This window comes from Acidovorax sp. (assembly GCF_027492855.1).
GTDB lineage: Bacteria > Pseudomonadota > Gammaproteobacteria > Burkholderiales > Burkholderiaceae_C > Acidovorax.
Map to the genome: position 1 here is coordinate 1 of NZ_JAPUDY010000100.1, position 6022 is coordinate 6022.

Annotated in this window: 6 protein-coding genes; 4 read left to right on the top strand and 2 right to left on the bottom strand. The window is 64.3% G+C overall.

Annotated features, from left to right (window positions below):
- Nucleotides 1-186 precede the first annotated feature (186 nt).
- Nucleotides 187-1401 carry an MFS transporter gene (locus tag Q0105_RS20180; protein WP_298214471.1) on the bottom strand — a complete coding sequence of 405 codons (1215 nt, stop codon included), beginning with the start codon at nucleotides 1399-1401 and terminating at the stop codon, nucleotides 187-189.
- Nucleotides 1402-2046: 645 nt separating this feature from the next.
- Between Q0105_RS20180 and Q0105_RS20185 the strand changes: the two genes are divergently transcribed.
- Complete coding sequence (locus Q0105_RS20185) at nucleotides 2047-2511, top strand: PAS domain-containing protein (protein WP_366145940.1); 465 nt, start codon at nucleotides 2047-2049, stop codon at nucleotides 2509-2511.
- A 32-nt stretch (nucleotides 2512-2543) separates the two neighbouring features.
- Here the strand turns inward: Q0105_RS20185 and Q0105_RS20190 are convergent, their stop codons facing one another.
- On the bottom strand, nucleotides 2544-3569 hold the full coding sequence (locus tag Q0105_RS20190; RefSeq protein WP_298214473.1) for a LacI family DNA-binding transcriptional regulator: 1026 nt from the start codon (nucleotides 3567-3569) through the stop codon (nucleotides 2544-2546).
- Nucleotides 3570-3736: 167 nt separating this feature from the next.
- Here Q0105_RS20190 and Q0105_RS20195 point away from each other — a divergent pair, with 167 nt between their 5' ends.
- From Q0105_RS20195 to Q0105_RS20205, 3 genes are all read left to right on the top strand, one after another.
- Nucleotides 3737-4258 (top strand): gluconokinase, encoded by a 522-nt coding sequence (locus Q0105_RS20195; RefSeq protein ID WP_298214475.1) that lies wholly within the window; start codon nucleotides 3737-3739, stop codon nucleotides 4256-4258.
- Complete coding sequence (locus Q0105_RS20200; protein ID WP_298214476.1) at nucleotides 4255-4770, top strand: TRAP transporter small permease subunit; 516 nt, start codon at nucleotides 4255-4257, stop codon at nucleotides 4768-4770. Before Q0105_RS20195 ends, Q0105_RS20200 begins: the two co-directional genes overlap by 4 nt.
- Nucleotides 4771-4772: 2 nt before the next feature.
- The coding region (locus Q0105_RS20205; RefSeq protein ID WP_298214478.1) for a TRAP transporter large permease subunit at nucleotides 4773-6022 on the top strand (1250 nt) is incomplete at its 3' end.

Sequence of the window (6022 nt, forward strand, 5' to 3'; positions counted from 1 at the left end):
ATGCGTCATTGTGCTATCGATGGCCTCAGATATCAATACCTGTGGAGCAATCCCCGTTTTTATCAATAACGTTCGGGCTGAGCCTGTCGAAGCCGGGTGCCAGGCTTCGACAGGCTCAGCCCGAACGGGTGGGGGGATGGAACGCGAACCCTCTCAAAGCGCCGCTAGCCTTGACGACTGCGCCGTTCACACACTGCGCGCCCTCCCACCACGCTCCGCCCAAGTCCGTGTCCAGCGGATCTGCATCACCCGCAGCAGCACCAGCATCGCGGCCGCGCACAGCGCAATGCCCACAAAGCCCCACAGGTAGGTGCCGGTGTACTGGCGCGAGATGCCCATGCCGCTGGGGATCAGGCCGCCGCCCAGCGCGCCGATCTCGCCGATCATCGAGCCCGCCACCGCCGTGCTCAGCGGCCAGCGCAGCGGCACCAACTGAAACAGCGCGCCGTTGCCCGCGCCCAGCGCCGCAAAACACACCAGGAACAGCAGCACCGTGATGGGCAGCGAGTTCTCGGCCAGGCCACACAGCACCATGCTCACGGCGGTGATGGCCAGCACGCCGGTCAGCGTGTTCACGCCGCCCCAGTGGTCCGACAGCCAGCCGCCAAACACGCGCAGCGCCGCACCCAAAAAGGCCGCCAGCATCGTGAGCTGGCCCGCCTGCACTTTGCTCACGTGAAACTGGTCATAAAAATAGCTGGGCAGAAAAGTGGTGAGGCCGATAAAACCGCCAAAAGTCACGGCGTAGATCAGGCTGAACGCCCAGCCGTCTTTTTCAAACAGGCAGGCGATGTGCTCGCGAAAGCTCGCATGGGGCGCCAGGTCGGGCGGCTCCTTGGCATACACCGCCATCACGATGGCAGGCACGGCCACGCTCACGGCGGCAAAACCATACACGGCCTGCCAGCCGAACTTCTGGGCCAGCGCCGGGGCCAGCAGCGCCGCCACGGCCGTGCCCACATTGCCCGCGCCCACGATGCCCATGGCCAGGCCCTTGTAGCGCGGCGGGAACGAGCCCGAGCCCAGCGACAGCGCCACGCCAAAGCTGGCCCCCGCCACCCCCAGCAAGATGCCCATGGCCAGCAGGTCGTTGTAGGTGTGCACGAACAGGTAGCCGTAGGCCATGGCCACAAAAATGCCCGCCATCTCGACCAGCGTGGCGCGCTTGCGCCCGATGTACTGCGCCAGGATGCCCAGCGGAAACCGCATCAGCGCGCCCGCAAAGATGGGGATGGACAACATCATCCCCATCTGTGTGGGCGTGAGCGCAAAGCTGTCGCGAATGAACGGCGCCATCGCACCATTGATGACCCAGACAGCGCACGAAAAGCCAAAGTACAGAAAGGACGACCACAGCGTGGGTGCGTGGCCGGATTGGAGGAACGCTCGAAATGAATGCATGGCAATCTGCGCAAGGGGAAGGCTGAAGGCGCACCTTCGGCCGGGGCAAAAAACAAAAAAGCGCCTGCACGGAGCACGCAGACCTTGCGGCCTGTGCGCACTCCATGAAGACGCCTTCGTCCTGTTCGCCCGGTCCACCGTTGCACCGGGCTGACACGCGGCCCACGTGGGGCCGTTGCAGTCGTTGCAAGCAATTCCGGTGCCAATTGCTTTAGAAAAACATCTTTATGTTGAATTGGCCTCTAGCGCTTGTTAATCAATCGCTACGAGCTATAAAAACAATAGCATTTTCAGATTTCCAGTGCATGGCTGCGTAGCATCTCCCGGTATGAGTCACGCCCCCATTTGGTGAATCGCGTCGCGTTGGCAATTCATTTGTTTGTCAGCGAAATGTTTCTCAATAGGATGTTCTCGGATCTTCCAGCCGTTTTTTCTCACTGGTTTTCCGATGGGGCGGTGTCGCAGGGGCGCGCTGACATCGGCATAACGCGCCCAACCTCAACGCAGCCTGATGCAAGTCAGCACGATGGCAATCGGATTGTTTGTCAAAAAAATGTTTCCAAATAGGATGCCCCCAGTTTTCAGAAAACCCTTTTCCCTGTGGTTGCCACAAGGGGCGAGGTGATCAAAAAAAGAGGGGGTTTCATGCGCGCCAATCCACCGGACAGCTCACAAGAGTTTGCGTTTCCCAAGGGCCAGACCCTGGTGTCCGCCACCGACCTTGCGGGCCGCATCCTGTATTGCAATCTGACGTTCATCGCCGTCAGCGGGCACGAAAAAGAAGAAGTCCTGGGCCAGCCCCACGCCACGGTCTGCCATCCCGACCTGCCCGAAGAGGCGTTCCGGGGCCTGTGGGAGGCCATTGCCCGAGGCGCCCCCTGGTCGGCACCACTCAAGAACCGGCGCAAGGACGGCAGCTACTACTGGGTGATCGCCAACGTCAAACCGCTCATGCAATGCAACCGGCCCACCGGCTGCATGTGGATGCAGACCGAAGCCTCGCGTGAACAGATCGAAGAGGCTGAGCTGCGTTATCGGGCCATGGGGGCGGACAAGCTGCCGCCTGACGCGTCGAAATCTGTGCTGCCTTTGGAGCGCGAAGGCTGCTGACTCAGTGCGCCGGGGCGGCCCATCGCCGAGAACTACGTACTCTCTCGCACCGTCAACTCAAACCCCAAATCCACCGAATTCCGCTCCAGCGCTTCGCCCCGCATCAACGCCAGCAGCATGCGGGCGCTGGCCTCGCCCACGGCTGAGCGGGGGGTGCGCACGGTGGTCAGGGGGGGCAGCATCTGGTCGCTGCCTGCCAGGTCGTTGAAGCCTGCAATCGCTATCTGGCCGGGCACGGAAATGCCCAGGCGCTGTGCAGCCAGCAGGCCGCCTTGGGCCAGGTCGTCGTTGCAGAAGAACACGGCGTCCACGCCGGGGCGGGTGCGCAGCAGCTCTTCCAGTAATTCGCCGCCCAGGCGCATGGAGGATGGCTGCGGGCTCAGCAGCTCCAGCCGGGGGGCGTAGTGGCCCGCTTCGCGCAGGCAGCGGCGGTAGCCTTCGGCGCGCTGCATGGTGCGCGGGTCGAGCTGGGCGGCCACGAAGGCGATGTTCTGGTAGCCGCGTGCCAGCAGGTGGGCCGTCATGGCGTGGCCCGCGTCCTGCTGCGAAAAGCCCACGCAAAACACGCCGGGGGCGGGGGTCATCTCCATCAGATGCACGCAGGGCACGCCGCTGGCGGCAATCAGCTGGCGTGCGGCCTCGGTGCGATCAAAGCCGGTGACGAGCAGGCCCGCCGGGCGATGGGCGAGGTAGGTGCGCAGCAGTTGCTCTTCTTCCTGCGGGTCGTAGTGGGTCACGCCGATCAGGGCCTGGTAGCCCTCGGGGAGCAGGGTGCGGTGCACGGATTCGAGCACATCCACAAACAGTGCGTTGGACAGCAGCGGCACCAGCACGGGCACCTGCACGCTGCGCTGCGATGCCAGGGCGCGCGCGGCGGGGTCGGGCACATAGCCCAGTTGCTGGGCCGCGTCCTTCACCCGCTGCACCAGGTCTTGCGCCACGCCACGCTCTCCACGCAGAGCGCGGGATGCGGTGATGGGGCTGACGCCCGCTGCCTTGGCGACGTCGCTCAGCGTGGTGCGCCCACTGGAGCGGCGCTTTGTCTCGTTTTTTTTCAAGGGTTAACCCGTATTTGATCGACGGTTGATTTGGTTAGGATAGCGCTGTCCAGAAGATTGGGCAAGATTGCAAGCGTGCTTTTGGCGTGTTTGTATCGCTTGCCGCTAGATTTTGGAGGCATCTGCAGGGATGCATTTTTTTGACATCGTTGGATAGCGCTACCAATATGAATTTTCCCCCGTCGTCGTTGTATGTGGTCGTCATGGGCGTGGCGGGCTGCGGCAAGTCCAGCCTGGGCGCCGCGCTGGCCCGGGCCGAGGGGCTACCGCTGATCGAAGGGGACGACCACCACAGTCCCGCCAGCCGCGAAAAAATGCGCCAGGGCATTGCGTTGACCGACGCGGACCGCGAGGGTTGGCTGGCCACGCTGGGGCAGTTGCTGCAGGCGCAGCCGCAGGGCGCGGTGCTGACCTGTTCGGCGCTCAAGAGGGCATACCGCGACCGTTTGCGCAGCGCCTGCCCAGGGCTGCGCTTCATTTTTCTGGAGATCGACCGCGCCAACGCAGGCCAGCGCGTGTCGGCCCGTGCGGGCACGCATTTTTTCTCCAGCGCGCTGGTAGACAGCCAGTTTGCAACGCTCGAATCCCCCGTGGGTGAGGCGGGCGTGTTGCGGCTGGATGCGCTGCTGGACCTGCACAGCTTGCAGCAACAGGCATCGGCCTGGATCGCCACGAAGGAGACCGCATGACATCCCCCGCACACAACAACACCGCGCCGCTGGGCCGCTTCGCCAGGGTGTCCCAGGCGCTGATGGCGGGCTGCCTGGGCGTGATGGCCGTGGCCGTGTTCATCAACGTGGTGCTGCGCTACGGCTTTGGCAGCGGCGTGGCGGCGAGCGAGGAGCTCTCGCGCCTGCTGTTCGTCTGGATGGTGTTTATTGGCGCTGCGGCGGCCTACCCGGCGGGCGAGCACATGGCCTTTACCAGCCTGGCGGGCCTGTTGGCCAAGCGCCCGGTGGCGTTTGGTGTGCTCACCGCCGTGATCCGGCTGCTGGTGATCGCCGCCAGCGCCATGTTGGCCTGGGGCGCATGGCAGCAGGTGGTGGTGGGCATGGGCAGCCGCTCGGTGGTGATGGCCTACCCGGTGGCGCTGTTGCCGCTGCCGGCCTTTTTGTGCGCGGTGGCCATTGGTGTGATGGCGACCATCGAGTTGATTCAACGCAAGCCGCTCGACCTGGGTCACGGCGCGGAGGTGGAGTGATCATGGGACCCGAAGCACAGGCTTTTCTTGTTTTTTCGCTGGGCATGCTGGTGCTCATGGGCACGGGCATGAACATGGGCCTGGCCCTGGTGCTCACGGGCGCGGGCATGGCCTGGGTGCTGGATTTTTGGGACACCCAGTTGCTGGCCCAGAACCTGGTGGCGGGGGTGGATAGCTTTCCGCTCCTGGCCGTGCCGTTCTTCATCCTGGCCGGTGAGCTGATGAACTCGGGCGGCATCAGCCGCCGCATCATCGACATGGCGCAGGCCTGGGTGGGGCATATCCGGGGCGGGCTGGGTTATGTGGCCATCGGCGCGGCGGTGCTCATGGCCAGCATGAGCGGCTCGGCCCTGGCCGACACGGCGGCGCTGGCCACCATCCTCTTGCCCATGATGCGCCAGCAGGGCTACCCCATGAACACCTCGGCGGGGCTGATCGCCTCGGGCGGCATCATCGCGCCCATCATCCCGCCGTCGATGCCTTTCATTATTTATGGGGTGACAACCAACACCTCGATCTCGGCGCTGTTCATCTCGGGCGTGGTGCCGGGGCTGATGATGGGCGCGGGCCTGATCTTTGCCTGGCGCTGGGTGCTGCGCGGCCTGGACCTGCCGCAGGGCGAGCCCCTGCCCGCCAAGGACCGCCTGCACGCCACGGCCCGCGCCTTCTGGGCCATGCTGATGCCGATCATCATCATCGGCGGCATGAAGACCGGCGTGTTCACCCCCACCGAGGCCGCCGTGGTGGCTGCGTTCTATGCGCTGGTGGTGGCGCTGTTCGTGCACCGCGAGATGAAGGTGTCCGACATCTACGGCGTGCTGGTGCGCGCGGCCAAAACAACCTCCATCGTGATGTTTTTGTGCGCGGGCGCCCAGGTGGCCAGCTACATGATCACGCTGGCCGACCTGCCCAACGTGCTGACCAGCTGGCTCGGCCCGCTGGTGGAGAACCCGCGCCTGTTGATGGCCGTGATGATGATCGTGCTGGTGCTGATTGGCACCGCGCTCGACCTCACACCCACCATCCTGATCTTCGCGCCGGTGATGCTGCCCATCGCCGTCAAGGCGGGCATCGACCCTGTGTATTTCGGCCTGATGTTCGTGCTCAACGGCGCCATCGGTCTCATCACCCCGCCCGTGGGCACGGTGCTCAACGTGGTGGCCGGGGTGGGGCGCATCTCGATGCACAGCGTCATCAAGGGCGTGAACCCATTTCTATTCACCTACGTGCTGATCCTGGCGCTGCTGGTGGT